This window comes from Streptomyces sp. NPDC104581 (assembly GCF_055583685.1).
This window is the reverse complement of sequence record NZ_JBVJNN010000028.1, coordinates 36,570-61,206: the sequence shown is the minus strand read 5'-3', so window position 1 is coordinate 61,206 and position 24,637 is coordinate 36,570. Positions and strand designations below refer to the sequence as shown.

The following is a 24,637-nucleotide window of genomic DNA, read 5'->3' as shown; positions in this document are numbered from 1 at the left end:
ACGCGTGGTCGAGAGCAAGGACAGTGAGCCGGACACGGCCGGGATCCCGGTGGGCGTCGTCGGAGCGGGCACCATGGGCGTCGGAGTCGCCCAGTGCTTCGCGGCGGCCGGCCATCCCGTCGTGGTGGTCGACCCCGACCCGGCGGCCCGCGCCAGCGGTCCGGAGCGGCTGCGCGCCGGGATCCGCGCCGCACGGCTGCTCCGCCGGCAGGACCCCGGCCCCGCCGAGCGGCGCGTGAGCTGGGCGGCGGACACGGCCGCCCTCTCCGACGCCCTCTTCGTGGTGGACTGCGCCCCCGAACGCGTCCCGGTCAAGGCGAAGATCTTCCGCGCCCTGGACCGCACATGCCCCGCCGACGCGGTGTTCGCCTCGTGCACCTCCGCGATTCCGGTGCGCCACCTCGGCTCCTGCACCGACCGGCCGGCGAACGTCATCGGGACCCACTTCATGAACCCGGCGCCGCTCAAGGACACCGTCGAGGTCGCCACCGCCGCGTCCACCGGCGCGGACACCGTACGCCGGACCCTGGACGTCCTGGCCGGCCTCGGCAAGAAGGCGATCGTGGTCGGTGACGGTCCGGGCTTCGTCAGCAACCGCGTGCTCATGCTGACGGTCAACGAGGCGGCGGCCGTCGTGGAGGCGGGCACCGCCGACTCGGACACCGTGGACCGGGTCTTCAAGGACTGCTTCGGGCACGCCACGGGGCCGCTGCGCACGGCCGACCTGATCGGCCTCGACACCGTCGTCGACACGCTGGCCGTGCTGCGCGAGTTCACCGGCGACGACCGGTTCCGCCCCACACCACTGCTGTCGAAGCTGGTCGCCGAGGGAAGCGTCGGCAGAAAGGCCGGCCGCGGCTTCCACAACTACCCGTCGCCCCCGTCCACCCGAATGCGGCCCGCAGGAGCTGACAGTCATGTCTGAGTACGACAGCACCTGGACATCCGACGCGGGTCTCGTCGCGGAGGCCGTGGACATCCACGGCCCGGTGGACGTGACCGTCCTCCAGGACGCGATACGCCAGGTGACCGGCGAGGCGGAAGCCGTACGTCTGCGTGCGGCCGACGGCACCGAAGCCACCGGAGGCCGCGCGGAGTTCACCGACGGCGGGAGCCTCCCGCTGACCATGGTGGACCTGGCCGACGAAACCGACCCGGCCGCCGCGCTCGACGTCTGGCTGCGGGACGCGACGGCGCCTGGCCGGGACACGTCACGCTCCTCGCAGGCCCTGATCAGGCTCGCGGACGACAGGTTCACCTGGTTCCACGGCCACCCCCGGCAGGCCGTCGACACCCACGGCTGCGCCCTCGTCAGCCGCCGTGCCGCCGAGATCTACACCTCGCTCGTGGCGGGCCGGCCCGCCACCGAGGGCGCCCTCCCGCCACTCGCCCGGCTCACCGCGGCCGAGGCCGCCTACCGGGCCTCACCGGACGCCGAGGCGGACGCCGCCTTCTGGCGCGGACGCCTCGCCGGTCTGACGCCCTCCGGGCCGGCCCCGGCACCGCGGCCCGCACCGACGCCGGCCGGTCCCCACGGGCGGACCCCGGACCTGGAGTCGGTACGGGCGGCGGCCCGTTACTGCGGTGCCCACCCGCGATCGGTCCTGATCGCCGCCGTCGCCGCCCATCTGCACCGGACCACCGGTACGACCGACGTGGTCCTCGGACTGCCCGTGGACGGCCGTTTCGAGCGCGCCCTCCAGCGCGTACCGGGCGCCGCCGAGGACATCGCCGCGCTCCGCCTCGACATCACGCCGGACACCCCGTTCGCGGAACTCGTCCGGCAGGTCGCCCGCGAATCGCGCCGGGTCCGGCGCCATCAGCGGTTCCGGCACACCGAGGTCTGCCGCGCGCTCGACGCGACCGGTACCGGCGAGAGGCTGTACGACGCGATCGCGGACGTACCGGACCCGGCCCCGGCGCTGCGCTTCGGCGACCACCGGGCGGTCCGCCGCGGGCCGGCCGGCGGGCCGTCCGCCGTTCCGAGGTTCCTGCTGGACGAGGACCCGGACGGCCGGACCCTGCGTGTGGCCGTCCCGGGACCGGCGGAGGGCCGGTCGGCGACCGGACCGGACGCAGACGCCCGGCAGCTCGGCTCGTTCCTGTCCGCCGCGGTCGCGGCGCCGGGCCACACACTGGCCGCACTGGCCGCACCGTCCGCCGGGGCACCGGCCGGCACGCCCACCCCGGTACCGGCCGCCCCGGCGCGGACAGTCCCCGAGGACACGCTCACATCCGTGCTGGACGCGGCGGCGCGGCGCCACCCGGACGCCGTCGCCGTACGCGACCGGAACGGGGAGCTGACCTACCGCCGGCTCCACGAGCGGGCCAACAGGCTGGCCCGGCTGCTCATCAGCCGCGGCGCGGGTCCCGAGCGGCTGGTCGGGCTGCTGCTGCCCCGGACCACCGACATGCTCGTGGCGATGCTGGCGGTCCTGAAGTCCGGCGCCGCGTATCTGCCGCTCGACCCGGCCTACCCCGACGAGCGCCTCCGCTTCGTGGTCGGCGACGCCCGGCCGTCCTGTCTGCTCACCGACACGGCCCACGCCGACCGGGACCTCGGCACACCCGCCGGCCCGCTGGTCGTCCTGGACGACGAGCCGGTCCGGGCGGAACTGTCGTCCGCCGCGTCGCACGACATCACCGACGGCGAACGCACCGCGCCCCTGACGCCCGGTCACCCGGCCTACGTCATCTACACCTCCGGATCCACCGGCGCCCCCAAGGGCGTCGTCGTGACCCACCGCAACGTGCTGCCCCTGCTCGCCTGGGCCGAGGAGGAACTCGGCGCGGAGGCGCTCGCGCACAGTCTCGCCGCCACCTCGTTCAGCTTCGACGTGTCCGTGGCCGAGGTGTTCCCGCCACTGGCCACCGGCGGCACGGTCGAGGTCGTACGGAACCTGCTCTCGCTCCTGGACGACGAACCGCCCCGCTGGTCCGGCGGTCTCGTCTGCGCGATTCCCTCCGCGCTCGGCAAGCTGCTGGACCGGACGAGCCTCGACCTGTCGGCCCGCGCCCTGGCCCTGGGCGGCGAGGCCCTGCCCGCCGGCCTCGCCGACCGGGTGGTCCGGACGATGCCCGGCACCCGGCTGTTCAACGCCTACGGGCCGACCGAGGCCACCGTGTACGCCACCGCGTGGCGGGCCGACGCCGACCCGGACACGGGGGCGCCGCCCATCGGCCGGCCGCTGCGCCACGTCCGCGCCTATGTGCTCGACGACGCCCTGAAGCAGGTCGGGGAGGGCGCGACGGGGGAGCTGTATCTGGCGGGCGAGGGACTGGCCCGCGGCTATCTGGGCCGTCCGGGGCTGACCGCCGAACGCTTCCCGGCCGACCCCTTCGGTCCGCCGGGCACCCGGATGTACCGCACCGGGGACACGGTCCGCCGGCGGTCCGACGGGCAGCTCGACTTCCTCGGGCGCGCGGACGAGCAGGTGAAGATCAACGGCTTCCGGGTGGAGCCCGGAGAGGTGGAGGCGACCCTGGCCCGCCACCCCCGGGTCGCCGAGGCGATGGCCGTCGTACGCACCGACCACGCGGGCGACGCCCGGCTGATCGCCCATCTGGTGCCCTCCGACGCCGCCGCGCCGCCCGTGCCGCAGGAACTGCGCGCCTGGCTCGCCGAACGCCTTCCGGCGCATCTGGTACCGGCCGAACTCCGGCTCACCGGCGCCCTGCCCCGTACCCCCAACGGCAAGCTGGCCCGCGAGAGCGACCCCGCTCCGCTCGCCGCGCCCCCGGCCGCCCCCGCCCCCGTTCCCGTTCCGGAGCCGGAGCCGGTGGACGAGGCCCCCGCCTCCCGCGAGGACCTGGTGGCCGCCGCCTTCGCCGAAGTGCTGCGCGAGTCCGACGTACCGCGCGACAAGAGCTTCTTCGACCTCGGCGGCGACAGCATCATGTCCATCCAACTGGTCAGCCATCTGCGCCAGTCGGGCCTGGTCCTGATCCCGCAGGACATCTTCGAGTACAAGAACGTCCAGGCACTCGCCCGGGTCGCGCGGGAGACCGGACGGCAGAACACCGGCGGCTCCGCCGCCGCCGTGGGCGACGTACCCCTCACCCCGATCATGCACTGGCTGCGCGACCAGGGCGGGCCCGTCGACGGCTTCCACCAGGCCGTACTCCTCCGGGTCCCCGGCGGCCTGCGCGAGTCGTCGCTGACCTCGGCCGTCCAGTCGCTGATCGACCACCACGACGCCTTCCGGCTCCGCCTCGACCGCTCGGCACCCGACTGGTCGCTGGAGGTGCGGCCGGTCGGCAGCGTCCCGGCCGGCGACCGCGTGCGCCGCGTGCCCGCCGAGGGGCTCTCCGGGGACGGCCTGCTGCGCGTGCTGGCCCGCGAGACCCGGCGGGCACAGACCGAACTCGACGTGCGGAACGGCCACATGGTGCGGGTGGTCTGGTTCGACGCCGGCCCGCGGACCCCCGGCCGGCTCCTGTTCATGGCCAACCACCTGGCCTGCGACGGCGTCTCCTGGCGCGTCGTGGTGCCCGACCTGGTCGGCGCGTACGACGACGCCGCGGCGGGCCGCACCCCCCGCCTGCGTCCGGTCGAGACCTCCCTGCGCCACTGGAGCCGCGCGCTCCAGGAGCAGGCGCGCACCCCGGAACGGCAGGCCGAACTGCCCCTGTGGGAACGGATGCTGGACGTACCGGGCCCCCGCTTCGCCAGCCGCCCCCTGGACCCCGCCCGCGACACCACCGGCACCGCCCGCTCCCGGACGGTCGTCTACGGCGCCGAACGGGCCCGCCACCTGTTCACCACCATCCCGGCGGCCTTCCACTGCGAGATCAACGACGTACTGCTGACGGCGCTCGCGCTGGCCGTGCAGCGGTGCGTGGGCACCACCGAGGACGTGGTGATCGACGTCGAGGGCCACGGCCGCGAACCCGTCGTGCCCGGCGCCGACCTGTCGCGCACCATCGGCTGGTTCACCAGCATGTACCCGGTGCGCATCGCGCCCGGCGTCCCGCTCCCCGACGGGTCGGTGCCCTCCGGCGGAGACCTCGGCCGGGCCCTGCGCGGGGTGAAGGAACAGCTGCGCGCCATCCCGGACAAGGGCATCGGCTTCGGCATGCTCCGCTACCTCGACCCGGAGACCGGGCCCCGGCTGGCCACCGCCGAGCCCCGGCACATCGGCTTCAACTACTTCGGCCGCTTCCTCCTGCCCTCCGAGGGCGGGGAACAGGACTGGTCACCCGCGCCCGAGACGGGCATGACCGCCGGCGCCGACGCCGGGATGCCGCTGGACCACCCGCTGTCCGTCAACGCCCTCACCGAGGACACCGCGGACGGCACCGCGCTGCGCATCGCGTTCTCCTGGGCGGAGGGAGCCGTCGACGACGAGCGGGTCGACGAACTCGTCGACCACTGGTTCGAGTTCCTGGACGCCCTGGCCGCGCACGCGGCCGAGCCGGGCGCCGGCGGCCGTACCCCGTCCGACTTCCCGCTGGTCCGGCTCGACCAGCCGGCGATCGAGCGGCTGGAGAGCGACCACCCCGGCCTGGACGAGATACTGCCGCTCTCCTCCCTCCAGCAGGGCATGCTCTACCACCTGCTCCTCAACTCCATGAACACCCCCGGGGACGGCGACCCCGAGGACGTCTCGCACTCCCTCTACACCATCCAGTTCTGGCTGGAACTGGAAGGGACGCTGGACACCACGGCCATGCGGGGCGCCTTCCGCGACCTCCTGGACCGCCACCGCAACCTCGGTGCCGCCTTCGTGCACACCGGACTCCCGCAACCCGTCCAGATCTTCCGCCCCGGCATGGACGTGCCCTGGCAGGAGGTGGACCTGAGCGGCCCGACGGAGGAGGAACGCGAGCGCGAGGTCGAAATCCTCCTGGAGAACGAACGCTCCAGGCCCTTCGAACCGGCCCGTCCGCCACTGCTGCGCCTGCTGCTGATCGACCTCGGCGCCGACCGCAGGCGCCTGGTGCTCTCCACCCACCACATCCTGCTGGACGGCTGGTCACTGCCGATCATCATCGGCGAACTCTTCACCCACTACCGGGCACGGGTCACCGGGACACCGCACGCGCTGCCCACCGGCACCCCGTTCCGCGAGTACGCCAACTGGCTCTCGCGCGTGGACGGCGAGGCGGCCGAGGCCGCCTGGCGCACCGCGCTGGCGGGCTTCACCCCCACCAAGGTCGGGAACCCGCGGCCCGGCGAGCCCGTACCGTCGAGGCATCTGCGCACCTCGCTCGGCGAGGACGTCACCGCGGCGCTCGTGGGCACCGGCCGGCGGTACGGGGTGACGCTCGCGACCGTGCTCCAGACCTGCTGGGCCATCCTCCTCGCCGAGGAGACCGGCCGTCAGGACGTCGTGTTCGGCTCCGTGGTCTCCGGCCGGCCCGCCGAACTGCCCGGTGTGGAAGCGATGGTGGGACTGTTCATCAACACCGTGCCCACCCGGGTGCGGCTCGACCCGGCCGAGTCGCTCGGTTCCCTCTTCGTACGGGTCCAGAACGAACAGGCCAAGCTCCTGCCGTACCAGCATATCAGCCTGACCGACATCCGCCGCATCACCGACAGCGGCGACATGTTCGACACGATGATGTCCTTCGCCAACTACCCCTTCGACGGCGAGTCGCTGCGCCGCCCCGCCCCCGGCCTGGAACTCATCCGTGCCTCGGGCGAGGACCGGCAGCACTACCCGCTTGGCGTGGTCCTCAGCCACCGTGACGACGTCCTGAGCCTCCAGATCGAGTACCACCCCCACCTCATCGACCCGGACCGCGCGAACGACCTGGTCGACCGGTTCGCCGCCCTGCTGACCCGCAGCGCGCACGCGCCGCACAGCGTCCTGGGCGAACTCCGCTCCGCCGACCTGCTCGTGGACGGGGCCGCGGACGTCCCCGCCGCCGCCCTCCCGGAGCCCGGCCCGTCCGCACTCGGCGCGGGCACGGGCGTACTCCTGCCGCTGCGGGAGGAGGGCGGTCGCCCACCGCTGTTCTGCGTGCACCCCGCGGCCGGTATCGCCTGGTCCTACGCCGGGCTCAGCGGGCCCCTCGGCGCCGACCAGCCGCTCTACGGACTCCAGGCACGCGGCCTGGACGGATCACGGGTACTGCCGGGAACGGTCGCCGAGATGGCGGCGGACTACGTGGCCCAGCTGCGCACCGTGCAACCGGCCGGCCCCTACCACCTCCTCGGATGGTCGTTCGGCGGGATCGTCGCGCACGAGATGGCCGTACAGCTCCAGCGGGCGGGGGAGGAGATCGGGCTGCTGGCCGTACTCGACGCGATACCCGACGCCCCCGCGAAGGCGGACGGCACCGGCGACGGGAACGACGTCGCGGGCGCACCCGGACCGGACGACGGCGCGGACGCGGCCGTCCGGTTCGGCCCGGACCACGTGATGCGCACCATCCTCCAGTTCTTCGGCTACGATCCCGAGATCTGGGCCGAGGGCGAGATGACCTATCCGCGGTTCCTGGAGATCAGCCGCGCCTACCCCGGTCTGCTCGCCACGTTCGACGAGGCGATGATCGAGACGCTCTGCCGCGTCTACACCAACAACGCCGTCCTCTCCCACGAGCACACCCCGTCCCGCTACACCGGAGACCTGCTGGTCTTCACCGCCCTCGAAACCTCCGCCGACGAGGCCGCACACCAGTGGGAGCCCTACGTCGACGGCGGAAAGCCGGACGTGCGCGCCGTGGAGTGCCCGCACGCCGAGATGGGCCGCCCCGGCCCGCTGGCGGAGATCGCCGAGATGCTCGCCCCCGCGCTGCGCGGCCGGCCCACCGGGTCGGAGGTGACCGGGTGACCCTGCCGGACGGCTCCCGTCCGGTGCCCCTGACCTCGGCCCAGCGCGGCATCTGGCTGGGCGACCGGCTCGCGGATCCGGGGCGCTACCACGTGGGTCTGAGCCTCGACATCACGGGGCCGCTGGATCCGTACCTGTTCGAGGCGGCCTTCGGCGCGGCCGTCGCCGAGACCGCGCCGCTGCGGGCCAGGTTCACCGCCGGCGACGACGGCGAGCCGCTCCAGTGGGACGGCCCGCCGCCGGCGTACACCGTCACCCACGCCGACCTGCGGGCCGAACCGACCCCGGCCGTCGCGGCCATGGCGTGGATGCGCGCCGACGTGGCCCGGCCGTTCGACCTCGGCGCGGGGCCGCCGTTCCGGACCGCGCTGCTGCGCCTGGCCGACGAACGGTTCTGCTGGTACGTCGCCTGCCACCATCTGGTGCTCGACGGCCTGGGCAGCGCCCTGCTCGCGCGCCGGGTCGGCCGGCTCTACGCGGCCCTGGAGCGCGGCGAGCGGCCGACACCCGCCGCGCACGATCCGGAGGCGCTGCTGACCTCGGAACGCGCCTACCGCGCCTCGTCCGAGGCGCCGGCGGACCGTGACTTCTGGAAGTCCCGGCTGGCCGGGCTCACCCCGGTCCGCCACCCCGGCACCGCCGGCGGCCTCGCGGTGCGCGGCGGCGCCCGCCTGCCCGCCGCCGGTCTGGCCGCACTGCGCACCACCGCACGCCGGTTCGGTGTGCGGTGGCCGGTGCTGGCGACGGCCGCCGGAGCGCTGCTCGCGCACGTACGCGCCGGCGCGGGAGCCTCCGGGGAGGTGGTGCTGGGCCTGCCCGTCACCGCGCGCGACCGGGCCGCGTCCCTGCTGGCCGCCGGTACCGCGTCGAACATCCTGCCGCTCCGCACCCCGGTCCACGCCCACCGGCCGGCGAGCGACCTGGTGCGCGCGCTGGCCGGCGAGATGGACGCGGTGCTGCCCCACGGGCGGTACCGGTACGAGGAACAGCTGCGCGACCTCGGTCTGACCGGCTCGGGCGGTGCGCTGTACGGCCTGGCCGTGAACCTGCTGACCTTCAGCTACGGACGCGACTTCGCCGGCCGCCCCGCCGCGATGCGCAACGTCGCCATCGGGCCGGTCCAGGACCTCTCCGTCACGGTGTACCCGGACGAGCGGCGCGGCGGACTCCGTATCGACCTGGACGCCGACCCCGCCCGGTACGGCCACGCCGAGGCCGCCGCCGAGGCCCGCCGCTACGCCAGGCTGCTGCACCGGCTGGCCGCCGACCCGGCGGGCGATCTGCGCGACAGCGCCCACCTGTCCGCCCGCGAACGCCGCCGCCCGGCCCCCGGAGCGGACAGCCCGCCGGCCGCCGCCCCCACGACACTGCCCGTGCTGTTCGAGCGGGCCGCGTCCCGCTTCCCCGACGCGGTGGCCGTCCGGGACGCCGGCACCGCCCTGCGCTACCGCGAACTCGACGCCCGAGCCAACCGGCTGGCCCGTGCCCTGCTGCGGCGCGGCGCGGGACCGGGCCGGTACGTCGCCGTACAACTCCCGCGCTCCGTCGACCTGGTGACCGCGCTCGTCGCCGTGGCCAAGTCCGGGGCCGCCGCGGTGCCCGTCGACCCGGACTGGCCGGCCGAACGGATCCGGCTGATCCTGGACGGCGCCCGCCCGGTCCATGTGCTGACACCCGGCGAGCTGACCGCCCTGCTCGCCACCACGGACGACACCACGAACCCCACCGACGCCGACCGCGGAACCCCGCTGCTGCCCGCGCACCCCGCCTACGTGATCCACACCTCGGGTTCGACGGGCCGGCCCAAGGGGGTCGTCGTCCCGCACGAGGGACCCGTGGCGCTGCTCACGGAGACCGCCTCCCGCTTCGGATTCGGCGCGAGCGACGTCTGGACGCTCTTCCACTCCTGCGCCTTCGACTTCTCCGTCTGGGAGCTGTGGGGCGCGCTGGCGCACGGCGGGCGGCTCGTCGTCGTCCCGCGCGACGTGGCCCGCTCACCCAGAGCCTTCCTCGACCTCCTGGTCCGCGAGCGCGTGACCGTGCTGAACCAGACCCCGTCCGCGTTCGCCGCCCTCGACCACGCCGACGCCGAGGAACCGGCGCGCGGCCGTCAACTGGCCCTGCGCTGGGTGATATTCGGAGGGGACGCGCTGCTGCCGCGAACCCTGCGCGACTGGTACCGCCGCCACGGACCGGACACCGACCCGCCCACCCTCGTCAACATGTACGGCATCACCGAGACCACCGTCCACGCCACCCGCATCGACCTGACCGCCGCCCACGCCGGAGACGGCGGGAGCCCGATCGGCACGGCCCTCCCCGGCACCCGGCTCCATGTCCTGGACGACAGCCTGCGACCCGTACCACCCGGTGTCACCGGCGAGTTGTACGTCGGCGGCCGGGGCCTCGCCCACGGCTACCTCCGGCGGCCGGGGCTCACCGCGGGACGGTTCGTCGCCGACCCCTTCGGCCCGCCCGGCTCGCGCCTCTACCGGTCCGGCGACCTGGTCCGGTGGACGGCGGACGGCACCCTCCAGTACCTGGGGCGCGCCGACGACCAGGTGAAGATCCGCGGCTACCGCGTCGAGCCCGCCGAGATCGAGGCCGCGCTGCTGGCCCTGGACGCGGTGTCCGGCGCCGCCGTCACCGCCGTCCGCGCGACCCCGGACGCGGAACCGCGCCTGGTCGGGTACGTCGTCGCACACCGCACCGGCTCCGCGCCGGACCTCACCGACCGGCTGCGCCGCGAGCTGCGCGCGCGTCTGCCCGCCCATCTCGTGCCGGCCCGACTGGTACGCGTCGCCGCCCTGCCCATGACGGCGAACGGCAAACTCGACCGCACCGCCCTGCCCGTACCCGCTCCCGGTGAACCCGCGCCGGACGGGGCCGGGACCGGCGGCCGGGACCTCCCGGTGTTCGCCACACCGCTCGAGAAGGACGTGGCCGCGCTCTTCTCCGAACTCCTCGGAGCGGCCACGGTCCACCCGGACGGCGACTTCTTCGACCTCGGCGGCGACAGCCTGCGCGCCGCCCGGCTGGCCGCCCGCATCCGGACCGCGCACCACGCCGACCTCGACGTCCGCGACATCTTCGACCACCCCACCGTCACCGCCCTGGCGGCCCGGGTGGCCCGGTGCGCCCCCGCACGGGCCACGGAGCGCTCACCGTCCGGCCGCCCGGACCGCATCCCCCTCTCCCACGGGCAGCGACGGCTGTGGTTCCTGCACCGCCACACCGGTGCCGACGTGACCTACAACGTGCCCCTGACCGTGCGCCTCACCGGCTCCCTCGACCGGGCCGCCCTCGCGGCGGCGCTGGGCGACGTGACCGACCGGCACGAGATCCTGCGCACCGTCATCGAGGAGGAGGACGGCCGTCCCCACCAGCGGGTCCTGCCCCCCGGGCCCGGCCGCCCCCGCCTCGTGGAGACGGCCACCACCGCCCGCGAACTGCCCGCCCTGCTGTCCCGGGCCGCACGGCGCGCCTTCCGGCTCGACCTCGAACCGCCGCTCAGGGCCGAGCTGTTCACCACCGGAGCGGGCGACGTACAGACGCTGCTGCTCCTGCTGCACCACATCGCCTGCGACCACGCGTCGCTCGCCCCGCTGGCCGCCGATCTCGAAACCGCCTACCGCGCCCGGCTGCGCGGTACCGCGCCCACCGGGCTACCGCCGCTGCCCCGCCAGTACGCCGACTTCGCGCTCGCCCGCCACACGGACACGGACGGCGGGGGAGGCCCCGTGGCGGAGGGGGCGGGCGCCCTCGCCCACTGGGTCCGCGCGCTCGACGCGCTGCCGTCCCGCATCGCCCTTCCCACCGACCGCACCGCGCCGCCGACGGACGAGGGGGCCACCGTCGCCTTCCGGGTCCCCGCCGGCCTGCACCGCCGCCTCGCCCGGCTCGCCACCACCGAACGCGCCAGCATGTTCATGGTCGTCCACACCGCGCTCGCCGTACTCCTCACCCGCCTCGGCGCCGGCACGGACATCCCGGTCGCCACCGCCGTCGCCGACCGGCCCGACCCCCGTCTCGACGCCCTTGTCGGCTTCTTCGTCAACACGCTCGTCCTGCGCACCGACACCTCGGGCGACCCCACCTTCCGGGAGCTCCTGGGCCGCGTCCGCACGGCCGACCTCGCCGCCTTCGCCCACCAGGACGTCCCGTTCGAGCACGTCGTGGAGGCGCTCGCCCCGCACCGTCCCGAGAGCGGCCCGCCCCTCTTCCAGGTGATGCTGGTGGTCACACCGCCGCCCCCCGGTCGGCTCGACCTGCCCGGTCTGCGCGCCGAGGTGACCATGGTCGGCACCGGCACCGCCAAGTGCGATCTCGCCTTCAGCCTCTACGAGCACCGCGACCCCCAGGGCACCGGGCAGGGGCTGGAGGGCGTACTCGAGTACCGCACCGCCCTGTTCGGGCCGGACACCGCCCGAGCGCTGGGCGAACGCCTGGTCCGGCTGCTCGCCCGGATGGCCGACGGCCCCGACACCCCCGTCCGCCGGGCCGACCTGCTCGACCCCGCCGAACGCCGGGCGCTGCTGCACGGGTGGGGCGCGACACCGGCCAGGCCCCGCCCCGCCGACGGGACCGCCGGCGGTGTCCCCGGGCGGATCGCCGGGCACACCCGCCGGAACCCGGACGCCGTGGCACTGCGCTCGGACGCGGAAAGCCTCACCTACCGGGAACTCCAGGCCCGTTCCGACCGGCTGGCCGCCCATCTCACCGCCGCCGGCGTGGGCCCGGAGACACCCGTCGCCGTACTCATGGAGCGCGGCGTGCTGTACGCCGTCACCGCGCTCGCCGTCCTCAAGAGCGGCGGCGTCTACGTACCGCTCGACAGCCGCGCGCCCCGTGCGCGGCAGACGCGCGTCATCACCGAGGCCGGAGCCGGCGTGCTGGTCGTCGGTCCCGGACTCCCGCCGGGGGAGCGGCCCGAGGGCGCGCCCGCGGTCCTCGACGCCGCCGACGCCCTGGCCGCGCCGCCCCCACCGCGTACCGCGCCACCGGCCGCGCCCCTCGATCCCCGCCGGCTGGCCTGCGTCATCTTCACCTCCGGATCCACCGGAGTCCCCAAGGGCGTCGCCATCACCCACGGCGGCATCCTCGACCTCGCCGACGACGCGTGCTACGAACCCACCACCGCCCGGCGCATGGTGATGCACTCCCCGCACTCCTTCGACGCCTCGACGATGGAACTGTGGGTGCCACTGCTCAACGGCGGCGAGACCGTCGTCGCCCCACCGGGAGAACTGGATCTGCTGACCCTGCGGCGGCTGATCGCCGACACCCGCCCCACCAGCCTGTGGCTGACCGCCGGACTCTTCCAACTGGCCGCCGAGGAGGACCCGGCGTGCCTGAGCACCCTCGACGTCGTGTGGACCGGCGGCGACGTGGTCTCCGCCCGCGCCGTCCGCACGGTGCGGCGCCACTGCCCCGGCACCGGCATCGTCAACGGCTACGGCCCGGCCGAGATGACCACCTGCGCCACCTGGCACCAGGTCACGGACGCGGACCTCGCCGACCCGGCGGCCCGGCGGGGCATCCCGATCGGCCGCCCGCTGGACGGCGGCCGGAGCTATGTGCTGGACACCGGGCTCCAGCCCGTCCCCGCCGGGGTGACGGGGGAGCTGTACCTCGCCGGCACCGGTGTCGCCCGCGGCTATCTCGGCCGTCCCGCGCAGACCGCCGAGCGCTTCGTCGCCGACCCCTTCGGCCCGCCCGGCGCACGCATGTACCGGACGGGCGACCTGGCGCGCTGGCTGCCGGACGGCACCCTCGCCTTCGCCGGGCGGGCCGACGGACAGGTCAAACTGCGGGGATTCCGCATCGAGACCGACGAGATCGCCGCCGCGCTCGCCGCCCACGACGACGTGGGCCAGGCCGCCGTGACGACGGACGAGGGCGGACCCGGCGGGAAACGGCTGGCCGCCTACGTGGTGCCCGCCGAGGGAGCGACGGTCGACCCGGCGTCGCTGCGCCGGCATCTCGCCGCGACACTGCCCGACTACATGGTGCCCACCGCGTGGGCGGTACTCGACTCGATGCCGCTCACCCGCAACGGCAAGCTGGACCGTGCCGCCCTGCCCGCGCCCGACCCGGGCACCGGCCCGCCCGCCGCACCCGCCGGGGCGCCGTCCGGCGGCCCCGACACCAACACCGGCCCCGGACAGCCCCGCGGCGAACGGGAACACATCCTGCGCGGCATCTTCGCCCAGTTGCTCCGGACCCCGGCGATCGGCCTCCACGACGGATTCTTCGACTCCGGCGGCGACAGCATCGTCGCCATCCAGCTCGTCAGCCGCGCCCACGAGGCCGGACTGAGGATCACCGTGAACGACGTCTTCCGCGCGCCCACCGTCGCCGGGCTCGCCGCCCGCGCCGAGGCCGCGGGACCACCGGGGCGCCGCGCCACCGCGGACCCGGACGGCGGCGGGGGCCCGGTGCCCCTGACACCCGTCATCCACTGGTGGCGCGAACAGAGCGGTGACATACGGACGTTCAGCCAGCACATGGTGATCCGTACCCCGGCCGGGCTGTCCGCGGACCGGCTCACCACCGTCCTCCAGAGCCTCGTCGACCGCCATGCCGCGCTCCGTATGCGCCTCGACACCACCGGGGAGGCGTGGCGGCTCGACGTGGCCCCGGCCGGAGAGGTCCGCGTGTCCGGCCAGGTGCGCCGCCGTGTCACCACCGCCACCGCCGCGGACGGCCGGCTCCCCGGGCTGCTCGCGGACTCCCTGGACGAGGCGCTCGGCCGCCTCGATCCCACCGCCGGCCGACTGGTGGCGGCCGAGTTCCTCGACCGTGGCGCCGACCGCAGCGGCCGACTGCTGCTCGCCGTCCACCATCTGGCCGTCGACGGCGTCTCCTGGCGGATCCTGCTGCCCGAACTGGCCGCCGTCGACCGCGCCCTCACCGCGGGGGACCCGCCGGACGCCCTCGCGCCACCGACGCAGTTCCCCGCCTGGGCACGCCACCTCGCGGAGCAGGGGGCGGAGGGCACCCGGCGCGCGGAACTCCCGCTGTGGTCACGGACGGTGGAGGCCCCGGACCCCCCGCTCGCGGATCCGCCGCCGTCCGCCGGTGACCGCCCGGCGCGGGAGCTGACCGTCACCCTGCCGCCCGGCCGGACCCTGCCCCTGCTCACCGAGGTCGGCGCCGCCTTCCACTGCGGCGTGGAGCCCGTACTGCTCACCGGCCTGACGATCGCGGTCGAGGAGTGGTGCCGTCGCCGGGGCCGCGAGCCCGGACCGGACGGGCTGCTGGTGGACCTGGAGTCCCACGGCCGCCCCGACCCGCCGGACGCCGGCCGGGCCGGCCCGGCGGACCTGTCCCGGACGGTGGGCTGGCTGACGGCCCTGTACCCGGTCAGACTGCCCCGTACCGGTTGTTCCTGGTCCGATGTGTGGAGCGTGGGGCCCGCCCTCGGCACCGCGCTCAAACAGGTCAAGGAGACGCTGCGGAGCGTCCCGGACCGCGGTGTCGGCTACGGCGTCCTGCGCCATCTCGACCCGGTCGCCGGAAGCCGGCTCGCCGACGGGGCGACTCCCCAGCTCGGCTTCAACTATCTGGGCCGCCTCGCCACGACGCGGGTCGCCGACTGGGGCCTCGCGGAGGAACAGGCCGCCCCGCGTGCCCGGACGGGCGCGGGCGCCGGCCGGCTGGGCGCGCACCTGCTCGACATCAACGCACTGACGACGGACGGCGCCTCGGGCCCCTCCCTCACCGCCACGCTGAGCTGGTCGGCGGGCTGGTTCACCGAGTCCGAGGTGCGGCTGCTCACCGATCTGTGGTTCGCCGCCCTCGACTCCCTCGTCCTGCACGCCAGGGTCCGCGGCGGCGGCCGAAGCCCCTCCGACCTGCCCCTGGTCCGGGTCGACCAGGCGGAGATCGACCGGCTGGAGGTCTCGCATCCGAAGTCGGCCGACGTACTCCCGCTCACCCCGCTCCAGGAAGGGCTGCTCTTCCATGCCCTGTACGAGCCGAGCGCCCCGGACGTCTACCAGGCGCAGTGCGCGGTCCGCCTCCACGGCGCGCTGGACCCGGACCTGCTGCGTACCGCGGCGACGGCACTGCTGACACGGCACCCCAATCTGGGCGCCGCCTTCGTCCACCAGGGCCTGCGCCACCCGGTCCAGGTCATCCCCGGTTCCCCCGCCCCCGGATGGCGGGAGATCGACCTCACGGGCGTGGCCGGCGGACGCCGCGAACGGGTCTACGAGCGGCTGGCCCACGCCGATCTGACCCGCCGTTTCGACCCCGACCGCCCACCGCTGATCCGCTTCACCCTCGTCCGATGGGGCCCCGACGAGCACCGGCTCGTCCTGACCAACCATCACCTGGTCATCGACGGCTGGTCGCTGCCCGTCCTGGTGCGGGAACTCCTCGACCTGTACGCCCACGGAGGCGACCCCGGCGCGCTGGACCCGGTCACCCCCTACCGGGACCATCTGGCCCTGCTGGCGACCCGCGACAGGGCCGCAGCCCGCGAGGCGTGGCGGACCGCCCTCGCCGGCCTCGATGAGTCACCGCGGCTCACCCGCGCCGTGCCCGAGACGGTCGAGCGCGCCGACACGGTGAGCGCGGCACTGGCCGACACCACGACCAAGGCCCTGCGCGGCCTGGGCGGCGAAGGGGTCACCCTCAACACCGTGGTCCAGCTCGCCTGGGGCGTGCTGCTGGCCCGTCGCGTCGGCAGCCGGGACGTGGTGTTCGGCACGACCGTCGCCGGCCGCCAGCCCGAGCTTCCCGGCATGGAGTCGATGATCGGCCTGTTCATCAACACCGTCCCGGTGCGGCTGCGTCTCGACGGCGCGCTGACCGTGGGCGAGACCCTGCGCCGGCTGCGGGACGAGCAGACGGAGCTGCTGCCGCACCACCACATCGGACTGAGCGAGATCCAGCGCGCACTGGGACGGCGGGAGTTGTTCGACACCCACGTGGTGGTCGAGAACTATCCCCTGGACCCGGTGGCACTGGCGCGACCGGTGTCCGGGCTGCGGGTCGGCGGGGTGGAGGGCCGGGACGCCACCCACTACCCGCTGACCCTGGTGGCGTTCGCCGCCGACGGGTCCCTGCGGCTCCGACTCGACCACCGGCCGGGGGCACTGGCACCCGGCGCCGCCCCCGGCCTCCTGCGCGAACTCACCTGTCTGCTGGACACCGTCGCCGCGCGGCCGGGGCTGCCGGTCACCGATCTCCTGCGCGCGCGATCCGACGACGACCGACACCGAGAGGAAACACCATGACCAACCCGTTCGACGACGAGAGCGGCACCTTTCTGGTGCTGGTCAACGACGAGGGACAGCACTCCCTCTGGCCCGAGTTCGCCGACGTCCCGGCCGGCTGGACCCGTACCTTCGGCCCGGCGGACCGCGCCGCCTGTCTGACGCACATCGAGACCAGCTGGACCGACCTGCGCCCGACGAGTCTCGTCACGGCGACGGACGCCCCGGCCCGCTGACGGCACCACGGACAGGAGGGACACCACGGCGCCGGTGTACCACCGCCGTGGTGTCCCTCCAGGGTCTCGCCCGGGTCTCGCCGGGGCCGGTCCCGGCCGCTACGCGGCGCCGTAGCCCGGGTCGAGCACGAAACGCACCAGTTTCACGCGGCCGTCGTCGGCGAACTCCCCGAAGGCCAGGATCTCCTGCGACCGTGACGGCTTCCCGTCGCGGCTGGTGCTGTACCGGGCCGCGAACCGGTTGCCCTCGCGCAGCGAGCGGTGCACCTCCACGGGGTAGCTGTGGCCCTGCTTGCGCCCTTCCTCAAGCGCCTTGAGCACGGCGGAGCGCTGCATGAGCTTGCCTCCGACGTGGTGCTGCGCGTCCTGGGTGTGGAAGTGGTCGTGGGCCTCGGCCACGGACACCCCGGGGTCGTAGCCCGCGGTGTAGTACGCCCGCAGATAGTGCGCGGGGTCCTGGGCGGGCGTGGGCTCGGCCCCGGCCGCGGGCGGCGGGGCGGGGGCGGTACCGGCCGCGGGGCGCGCCGCCGCGTCGAAGGGGTCCTCGCCGCCGGGACCGGACCAGCCGGGCCGGCTGGAGGAGAACCCGGTGGTGCTCGCCACCCGCCCGTCGTCCGCCAGTTCGGCGAAGAGCGTCACATGCGTGGCGCTCTGCACCTTCCACAGCATCGTGGTCCCGATCGTGTACCGGGCGGCGGCGGTGCGTCCCTCCACGATCACCTCGTGGATGTAGAGCTCGTACGGCGCGCCGAGGGAACGCCGGGAGCGGATGCCGTCCAGGATCTTCTTCCGGTCCAGCGGGCGGCCGTTGACGTGGTGATCACCGTCGGGCAGGTGGTAGCGCGACCAGACCTCGTCGACGGGGTCGGTGCCGTCGAAGGCGTCGGCGTGGTAGGCGCGGAGGTATCCCGCGAAGTCCTCGGCGGGGGTGGGGGGATGGGCGGTGCTCATGATTCTCTCCTGATCTTCTCGGCGGTCCTTGCCCCGCCGTGGGGCCCCAGATGAGGAACCGCGGTGATACCGAACTCCCGCCTGAGCGCGGAGAGCGCGGCGAGATGGCCGCACATGCCGTGCACGCTGGGTCCGGGTGGTGTCGAGGCGGAGCACAGATACACCCCTGGCAGCGGGGTGCGGTAGGGGTTCCACGCGGGCGTCGGCCGCAGGAGGGACTGCCGGAGAGTGAGGGCCCCCGCGCCGATGTCGCCACCGGGATAGTTCGGGTTGTACGTCTCGTAGTCGGCCGCCGGCACCCCGCGCGAGGCGAGAACGGTGTCGGCGAAACCGGGCGCGTACCGTTCGACGCGACGGGTGATCAGCGGCACCGGGTCCCGGGTGTCGCCGTTCGGCACATGGGCGTACGCCCACACGGGGCGGCGTTCTCCCGAGGCGCGGCCGGGATCGGTCACCGCCGGGTCGACCAGCAGCACGAACGGCTCCTCGCTCGCCACGCCCCGGGCGGCCGCGTTCTCCGCGGCGACGGTCTCCGCACGCCTGCCGCCCAGATGCACGGTCCCGGCCAGCCCCATCTCTGGGTTGGACCAGGGGATGGGTCCCTCGATCAGGAAATCGGCCTTCGCGGCGCCCGGACCGTACCGGAAACGGCTCACGGCGCGGCGGTAGCGTGCCGGCAACCGGTCCCCGGCCAGCGGGAGCAGTCCGTGCGGCGTGGTGTCCAGCATGATCACCGGCGCGTCGAGTTCGTCGAGTGCGGTGACCCGGTGACCGGTGTGGAGCACCCCTCCGTGCGCCCGGAGGTCGTCGGCCATGACGTCCGCGATCCGGCGGCTTCCCCCCTGGGGCAGGGGCCAGCCACTGGCGTGCGCGAGATGCCCGAGCAGCATCGCGATGGCGGCGGTGGGCAGGCTCGGCAGCCGGCCGACGCCGTGCGCCGCGACGCCGGTGATCAGGGCGCGGGCCGCCTCGGTGCGCAGTCCGTTGGTCCGCAGGGCGTGTCCGAGTACGCGGGTGCCGAGCGTGAGCGGGGCGGCCAGGTCGCCCGGCAGGGAGCGCTGGCCGGACAGCAGGAGATCGGTGACCGCGACCGAGCGCCGCACCAGCGGCGCCATCACACGGCGCCAGATCTCCCCGTCCGGGCCGAGGCGTTCGGCCGTCCGGTCGAGGTCGCGGTAGGCGAAGGCGGCGTCGCCGCCGTCCAGCGGATGAGCGTAGGAGATGGGCGGCTGGAGCAGCGCGACGCCCCGGGCCGCGAGGTCGAACTCCCGGAAGAAGGACGAGGCGGCGGCCATCGGGTGGACCGCGGCGCAGACGTCGTGCCAGACGCCGGAGTCGAACAGCGCCTCACCGCGCAGGCCGCCACCGATGGTGGCGGCCTGCTCGTGGACGTGCACGGTCAGCCCGGCGCGCGCCAGGGTGACGGCGGCGGCCAGTCCGTTGGGGCCGCTGCCGACGACGGCCACGTCGGGGCCCGTCATATCAGGGCGTCCTCGGCACCGAACTGCTGGTGGGCCAGCCGCCGGTACACCTCGTCCGACTCGATCAGCTCCCGATGGGTGCCGGTCGCGCGTACGCGTCCCTCCTCCATCACGATGATGCGATCGGCCCGCACGATGGTGGACAGCCGGTGCGCGATGGCAAGTACGGCGCACTCCCCGGCCGCCTCGAGCATCGCGTCGCGCAGCGCGGCCTCGGTGTCGCTGTCCAGATGGGCGGTGACCTCGTCCAGCAGGATCACGTCGGGCCGCTGCAACAACGTCCGGGCGATGGCCAGCCGTTGCCGCTGTCCGCCGGACAACCCGGCGCCGCGCTCGCCGAGATCCGTGTCGAGCCCCTGCGGGAGTTCCCCGACGAAGCCGTCGAGGCTGGCGAGCCGCAGCGCGCGGGCGACCTCGGCGGTGTCGGCCGACGGATTCGCGTACGTCAGGTTCTCGCGGATCGTGCCGCGCATCATCGGCGCGTCCTGCTCGACGTAGCCGACCTGGGACCGCAGCTCCCCGAGACGGAGACCGGCGATGTCACGGCCCGCGATCCGGATCGTTCCGCTGTCAGGAGAAAGGAACCTCTCGATCAGTTGGAACGTCGTCGTCTTGCCGGCGCCGGAGGGACCGACGATAGCAGTAAGTCCCTTGCGCGGCAGGGAGAACGAGACCTCCTTGAGGACGGGCACATCGGCGTGGTAGCCGAAGCTGACCTGCTCGAAACGGACCGCGGCCGGTGCCGCAGCGGCCCGCTCCCGCGCCTCGCGCTTCGCGGGGACCCCGTCGTGCCGGTCCTCCTCTTCCTCCTGCGGGATGGCCCCCAGCTCCAGCACGCGCTGGACCGCCGCGCGCCCCTGCTGGGCCTGCCCGATCGACATGAAGAGCATCACCAGCGGCGACACCAGGTAGAACAAGTACATGACGAACGAGGTGAGATCGGCCGGCGGCATGTCCCCGGTCGCCACCCGGGCCATGCCCCAGGAGATGACGACGGCCAGCGAGAGCTGGGTGCCGACGTTCATCGTGGGGGTGAGCAGCGCGCTGAAGCCGGTGACGCGGATGCCGCTGCGCCGTGCCCTCTGCGCCAGACGAGCCAGTTCCTCCGTCTCGCGCTCCTCGGCACGGGACGCCTTCACCGTGGTGAGCGCCCCCAGGACCCGCTGGAGGCCCGAGCCGAACGCGCCGACGTTCTCCCGGTTCTTCAGGGCGGCGACGCGCACCTGACGGGCCAGCAGCAGGGCGACGGCGCTGGCCAGGCCGAGGCAGCCGACCGTGGCGAGCAGCAGCAGCCAGTCGAGCATGGCCATCAGGACGATGCCGCCGACCAGCATGAAGACGGACGTGACCATCTGCGCCAGGGCCTGTGCGATGACCAGGCAGGCGATGGAGGTGTCGGAGACGGTGCGCGAGAAGATGTCGCCGTGTTCCAGGCGGGCGAAGTGCGGTATTTGGCTGCGCAGCAGCCGGCCGCCGAGAATCCGCCGCGCGTCGAAGACGATGCTCTCCCCGGCCCGGCCGATGACATAGGTGTGGCCGGCGCTCATGGCCGCGTCCGTGATGAAGAACAGGGCGATGAAGGTGATGGGCCAGACGACGGACTTGTCCAGCGAGACCGCTTCGATCAACTGCCCCAGCATCCAGGGCTGGGCGAGCGTGGCCGCCGCACCGACCAGGCCCATGCCGATGCCGAGGATCAGCAGGGCCCGGTGGCGGCGGACTATCTCCCGGAGGTTCATGCCGGCTTGGTGTACGACGCCACGAACAGGCCCGCCTCGGGGGCGTACGCGCTGCCCTGCCAGTCGCCGTAGTGGGCCTCGGGCACCAGACCGGCGGCCCGCGCGTACTCGTCCACCTCTTCGGGAACGAGCAGACGCGCGACCTCGGTGCCGATGCGGTGGGTGCCGTCCGACTCGAACCACACGGTGGACACCTGCCAGATCGTGTTCTCCATGAACAGCGTGCCGTGCATCTGGAGGCCCGTGTTCGGTTCGGGGTAGGGCGCGAAGATCGTGGTGCGCGTCCGGCCCTCGTGCTGGGCGACGATCCCCGGCCGGTTGTGCGTCTCGACCAGCAGCCTGCCCCCGGGCAGCAGGTGTTCCGCGGCGCGGGCGATGGCCTCCCGCTGTTCCGCGGGGTCCAGGACCAGCGCCAGTGTGGAGCAGACGCAGTAGACCAGACCGTACTGACGGCCCCCGCTGTAGGTCCGGATGTCACCGAGTTCCGCGGTGACGTCGTCGCCCTCCTCGGCCTTCTTCCCCAGTGCCGCGAGCATCTCGGGCGAGGAGTCCACGCCGGTGACCGGGCCGACCCGGCGCGACAGCGGGAGGGCGATCCGCCCGGTGCCGACGCCGAGTTCCAGGGTGCCCAGAGCCGGGTCCGGGTGGTGTCCCGCGAGGGCCTCGACGGTGGTCAGCGTCGCGGCGTCGTTCGGGAAAATGCGGTCGTACCAGTTCTCGAACTGCTTGCCGTAGCCTATGTCCGCGATGGTCACGGGCGCTCCAATCCTGTTGCGGTGGACCCTCTGGCGGGGGAGTGCGGTGTCAGGCGGCACCGGTGAATGCCGGCCCGACGGGTTTCATCGGCAGATAGGTCGACACGTACAGGACTTCGGGGTCCTCGCTGTCGTCGTGTCCCGGGGCCCGGACGACCGAGAACTGGAATCCGCGGACGTCGGATGCGTCGGCGTCCCTGATCTGCTTCCTGATGAATTCGGTCAGCACGCGGAAGGGCGGCGAGTTGGTGGGGTCGTCCCCCTTCTGGATGCTTTTCAGGATGGCGGTGCAGATGTCGAACACCGCTTTCTCCCGGCGCCGTGACGAGAACCAGAAAGCCTGGATCATCTTGCGGTTCGTGATGAGGTCCAGCTCGACCCAGGCGGATGTCTGCCGGTCCTCGTCCAGGGTGCGGTAGAGGTAGTGGAAGTCGTGTGTCGCGGGGTTGGGCGCGAAGAACTTCCAGTTCGGTACGAGCGAGAACACGTCCTTTTCCCGCGCGAGTTCGAATGCCGGGTGCGGATGCTGTGCGGCCAGGGTCGTCACCAGCAGGGTCGCGCCGGCGATACGCGTCACGGAGCCCGGTCCGGTGAACGCGTCCTTGAGGAGTGAGGTCGCGTTCATTTGGTCTCGCCCACCTTCCCGGAGGGGTTCTCGTCTGATTTCTGAACGGCCGCCGGGGCGGCGGGAGTGCAGTGGGTGCGCACGAACTCGGCGACGAGTTCCGTCGAGGTCCGGGTGTGGCGCGGGTCGGTGAGGATGGAGTCGTGTCCGCCGCGCTCCACCACGACGACCTCGCCGTGCCGGCCGGCCGCCTCGTGGGAGCGGGCGATGTCGTGGTACATGAGCAGCTGCTCGGGGTCGGTGTCCACCGTGAGCTGGGCGGCGACGACCAGGCCGGGAACAGGCTGCGGTTCGAGCGTTCCGGTGTAGTTCTCCAGCTCCTCGCGGACGGCCTCCCACTCCTGGGCCGCCGCGGACCAGAGCCGTGAGTCGGCGTAGTGGGCGAAGACCTTCTTGCGGTAGGCGGCCGGCAGGTCGTTGACCCAGTCGGGCCGCCCGAGCAGGGCGCCGGTCCCGAGCTTGGTCCAGCGGCTCATCAGCATGAGGGACTCGGTGAAGATCTCGCTGCCCTTGCGCTGCTTGTCCGAGCGTACGAGCTGCGCGGGGTGCGTGGGGTCGAGGTAGACGACCCCGGCCACCCGGTCACCGAGCTGCCGCACGGCCCGGCGGTTCAGCTCCGCGCCCAGGGAGTGCCCGACGAGTACCACCTTGCGGTCCTCCGGCAGGGCCCCGCGGATCAGGTCCTCCAGGTCGTTCACCGACTCCTGCACGGTGTAGGGGGTCTCCCGCAGCCGCTTGCTGGGGCCGTAGCCCGCGCGGGAGTAGGTCACCGAGGCGTAGCCGAGGTCGAACGCCAGCCGCTCGACCATCCACGCGAAGTGCTCGGTGGTCGAGGCCAGACCGTGGTTGAAGACGAGGACGGGGCGGTCGGGGTCGTCCTGGCCGCCGGCGTCGTACGTCAAGACGTTGCCGTACCGGGTGGTGACGGTACGGGAGGTCGGCCAGCCGGCCACGGCGCGCGAGCGCCGCTGCGTCGCCATGATGCCCGCGGCGGTGACCCCGCCGGCCAGCAGCACCAGCGCGGTCTTGACCATCCGGTCGTCCCGGTCGGCGACCACCGGCAGCGACTTCGGCGCGGTCGTGTAGGCCACCATGGGGTGCATCGCGGGGAACGCGGTCATGAACCGGCCCAGTCCCATGACGAACGCGTTGGCGACATGGAAGCTGCCCGCGGCGGCGATCATCGGCCGGGTCAGCCGGCCGCCGGCCAGATAGACCACCGGGAAGAGGCATTCCATCGCCAGGACGCTGTGCTGCGTGATCTTGCTGGCGCGGGGGTAACGCTTCGTCAGACGGTAGGCGCGCTCCCAGCCGTAGGTGCGGGTACGCATCACACCGGGCAGGGCCGAGCCGTCGCGCCACATGGTCCCGGCCATCTTGGCCCAGCCCGACGCCGCGTAGGACATGTTGGCCTGGATCGCCAGGTACCACATCAGGGCGTCCTTGACCTGCGGACTGACCGGCAGCCTGGCCAGACCGGTGACCGCCTGGACCTGCGTGGCGACCTGATCCGCACCGTCCGTGCCGTAACGGTGCCGGGCCTGCAGCACCGTCGTCGTGACGCCCAGGTAGAGGTTGCCCGCAGCTCGCCATTTGCCGTTGCCGGGCAGCAGCATGCCGAGGCTGCACGCGACACGTGAGGCGTGAATGGCCAGAGTGGTCTTCCTGCCACTCACGGCGTTCGTCATCTTCTGAATCGCCGGGACCCTGCTCTCCGGCGTCTTCTTCATGATCTCCCAGTCGTTGAGACCACCGGGCTCGAAATTCCGGTGCTGACTGAGATATTCCAGAGAGGAAGACAGGCTGGAAAGGGCCGCAAGGCGTTCGGAGATGCCTATCGCACGATCC

Annotated in this window: 10 protein-coding genes; 4 read left to right on the top strand and 6 right to left on the bottom strand. The window is 73.8% G+C overall.

The window, feature by feature from the left end:
• Positions 1-4 precede the first annotated feature (4 nt).
• Genes ACZ61E_RS22280 through ACZ61E_RS22265 form a run of 4 tightly spaced genes read left to right on the top strand, consistent with a single transcriptional unit; the run spans position 5 to position 17,238 of the window.
• Positions 5-925, top strand: coding sequence for a 3-hydroxyacyl-CoA dehydrogenase family protein (locus tag ACZ61E_RS22280; protein ID WP_469701581.1), 921 nt, complete (start codon positions 5-7; stop codon positions 923-925).
• Entirely contained in the window at positions 918-7,778 is a 6,861-nt protein-coding gene (locus tag ACZ61E_RS22275; RefSeq protein ID WP_469701580.1) for an amino acid adenylation domain-containing protein, read from the top strand. Before ACZ61E_RS22280 ends, ACZ61E_RS22275 begins: the two co-directional genes overlap by 8 nt.
• Positions 7,775-17,023 carry an amino acid adenylation domain-containing protein gene (locus tag ACZ61E_RS22270; RefSeq protein ID WP_469701579.1) on the top strand — a complete coding sequence of 3,083 codons (9,249 nt, stop codon included), beginning with the start codon at positions 7,775-7,777 and terminating at the stop codon, positions 17,021-17,023. The genes ACZ61E_RS22275 and ACZ61E_RS22270 overlap by 4 nt, the downstream gene beginning before the upstream one ends.
• A complete protein-coding gene (locus ACZ61E_RS22265; protein WP_469701578.1) occupies positions 17,020-17,238 on the top strand; it encodes an MbtH family protein in 219 nt (72 codons plus the stop codon). Before ACZ61E_RS22270 ends, ACZ61E_RS22265 begins: the two co-directional genes overlap by 4 nt.
• Before the next feature lie 99 nt (positions 17,239-17,337).
• Here ACZ61E_RS22265 and ACZ61E_RS22260 read toward each other — a convergent pair whose 3' ends face one another.
• The 6 genes from ACZ61E_RS22260 to ACZ61E_RS22235 are packed head-to-tail and all read right to left on the bottom strand — an operon-like array spanning position 17,338 to position 24,519.
• A complete protein-coding gene (locus tag ACZ61E_RS22260; RefSeq protein WP_469701577.1) occupies positions 17,338-18,189 on the bottom strand; it encodes a nuclear transport factor 2 family protein in 852 nt (283 codons plus the stop codon).
• A complete protein-coding gene (locus ACZ61E_RS22255; RefSeq protein WP_469701576.1) occupies positions 18,186-19,670 on the bottom strand; it encodes a phytoene desaturase family protein in 1,485 nt (494 codons plus the stop codon). The genes ACZ61E_RS22260 and ACZ61E_RS22255 overlap by 4 nt, the downstream gene beginning before the upstream one ends.
• Positions 19,667-21,409 carry an ABC transporter ATP-binding protein gene (locus ACZ61E_RS22250; protein WP_469701575.1) on the bottom strand — a complete coding sequence of 581 codons (1,743 nt, stop codon included), beginning with the start codon at positions 21,407-21,409 and terminating at the stop codon, positions 19,667-19,669. The genes ACZ61E_RS22255 and ACZ61E_RS22250 overlap by 4 nt, the downstream gene beginning before the upstream one ends.
• Positions 21,406-22,164, bottom strand: a complete 759-nt coding sequence (locus tag ACZ61E_RS22245; protein WP_469701574.1) for a class I SAM-dependent methyltransferase — start codon at positions 22,162-22,164, stop codon at positions 21,406-21,408. Before ACZ61E_RS22245 ends, ACZ61E_RS22250 begins: the two co-directional genes overlap by 4 nt.
• A gap of 49 nt (positions 22,165-22,213) precedes the next feature.
• Complete coding sequence (locus ACZ61E_RS22240; RefSeq protein WP_469701573.1) at positions 22,214-22,789, bottom strand: hypothetical protein; 576 nt, start codon at positions 22,787-22,789, stop codon at positions 22,214-22,216.
• Positions 22,786-24,519, bottom strand: coding sequence for an alpha/beta fold hydrolase (locus ACZ61E_RS22235; RefSeq protein WP_469701572.1), 1,734 nt, complete (start codon positions 24,517-24,519; stop codon positions 22,786-22,788). The genes ACZ61E_RS22240 and ACZ61E_RS22235 overlap by 4 nt, the downstream gene beginning before the upstream one ends.
• Positions 24,520-24,637 lie beyond the last annotated feature (118 nt).